Annotated in this window: 2 protein-coding genes; one reads left to right on the top strand and one right to left on the bottom strand. The window is 49.6% G+C overall.

Annotated elements, in window-relative coordinates:
- Positions 1-609, top strand: a 609-nt coding sequence (locus tag Q0236_RS02380) for an NAD(P)H-dependent glycerol-3-phosphate dehydrogenase (protein ID WP_297914634.1), incomplete at its 5' end; no start/stop codon positions are given.
- A gap of 300 nt (positions 610-909) precedes the next feature.
- Here Q0236_RS02380 and Q0236_RS02375 read toward each other — a convergent pair.
- Complete coding sequence (locus tag Q0236_RS02375; protein WP_297914631.1) at positions 910-1,641, bottom strand: plasminogen-binding N-terminal domain-containing protein; 732 nt, start codon at positions 1,639-1,641, stop codon at positions 910-912.
- Between the last annotated feature and the right edge of the window lie 68 nt (positions 1,642-1,709).

Below are 1,709 nucleotides of genomic sequence, written 5' to 3'. Positions count from 1 at the left end.
GCGCACGTCTCAAGGGCGAACCTCGCTTTCCTTTCGGGCCCGTCATTCGCGAGCGAAGTGATGAAAAAACTCCCCTGCGCGCTGGTAGTCAATTCGCGCAACGAGAGCCTGGCTGCGGAGTTTGCGGCAGCTTTTCCGGGCTATATCAAAACCTACGTCTCGGGCGACGTCGCGGGAGCTGAAATTTGCGGCGCATACAAAAACGTGATCGCCATCGCAAGCGGCGTTTGCGACGGGCTGGAGCTGGGAGCCAACGCCAGAGCGAGCCTGATCGCTCGCGGCATCGTGGAGATCGCGCGTTTCGGTAAATTTTTCGGCGCGCAGGACGAGACCTTTTTGGGCTTAAGCGGCGTGGGCGATCTGTTTTTGACCGCATCCAGCGTGCTTTCGCGAAACTACCGCGTGGGCTTGGGGCTTGCGCGCGGCAAGAAGCTAGATGAAATTTTAAGCGAACTGGGCGAAGTCGCCGAGGGCGTCTATACCGCAAGCGCCGTCATCCGCCTTGCCGCAAAACATAAAATTTACGTGCCGATCGCTACCGAGGTTTATGAAATACTGCGCGGCAAGGACGTGGAAGCGAGCCTAAAAGACCTACTGCGAAAAAAATAAGCGGCAAATTTATCCAGAATTCTTTGCCGCTTTAGAGTTTGTTGTCAAGCCGCTTTGAAATTTTTTCTTAAACAGCAAGCTCTCTCGGCAAAATCCACTGCATTAAATATAAAATTTAAATCCATCAAAAAGAGATAAAAAGCGATAAATTTACGGTCGAGTTTTAATTTATAAAATCCTATTTCAGAGGTTTTGCTCTATTAAGCGCTTTTTGAATACGGAGATTTTAAATTTTACCTTCAAGAAAAAATCTTAAAGGTAAAATTTTAGAATTTTGTAAAATTTTGGCGGCTAAATTTACTATTTTTCGTCGCTATCCAGCCCCAAAAGGTAGCGGTAGTGTTTGTCGTAGTCGCTGATCGGGCCGTTGGTAAAGTCCCAAATGAGGGTCTTTATCTCGCCCACGCGCGAGTAAAACGGCAGCTGGTAGTAGGCGACCTTTCCGCTTTTGAAGCTGCGCAGCGGCTTGAAACTGCCGCAGTCGGCAAAGACGCCCTCGCCGTCCATCGCGATAAAAATGAGGCCCGTACTGTTTTGCGCGCAAATTTTACGAAAGTCGTCGCGGCTAGGGTTTGGCTTGCGGTTGTAGCTAAGATAGGCGCCGCCGAGGTCTGGATGGATGAAGGTGATGCCAGGGAATGCCTTGTTTACTTGCTCGTAAATTTCGGCGTTCGGAGCTACGATGAGGGCGCGGTCGTAGAGGAAATTTAATATCACCTTATCGCCGCTTGCGGGTAAAATTTTAGGTAGCGGCAGTGCCTCTTGGGTTAGCATATCAAAGACTTCGAAGCGCACCTGCGCCCTGCCTGCGCTTTTTTCCGTCACGACGGCGCGCGCGATGATCGAGCTTGCGCCGCTGCCGAAATCATGCATCACCACTCCGCTGCTGCCTACGGCGATCGTAGGGCTATCCGTGATCTCGCCGGTGCCCTGAGATACGCTAATTAGGGCGGTTTCGTATCGCGGCATATTAAATTCCGCGCCGAAAGCATAGGCTAAAAATACGCTCAAAATTAATAAAATTCGCTTCAAAATTCTGCTCCTGGAATAAAATTTCGGCTAATTATACATAAAACTTTGAAATTAGCGATAAAATTCCA

It is taken from the genome of uncultured Campylobacter sp., from assembly GCF_938031315.1.
Lineage (GTDB): Bacteria > Campylobacterota > Campylobacteria > Campylobacterales > Campylobacteraceae > Campylobacter_B.
This window is presented reverse-complemented; position numbering and strand designations above follow the sequence as displayed.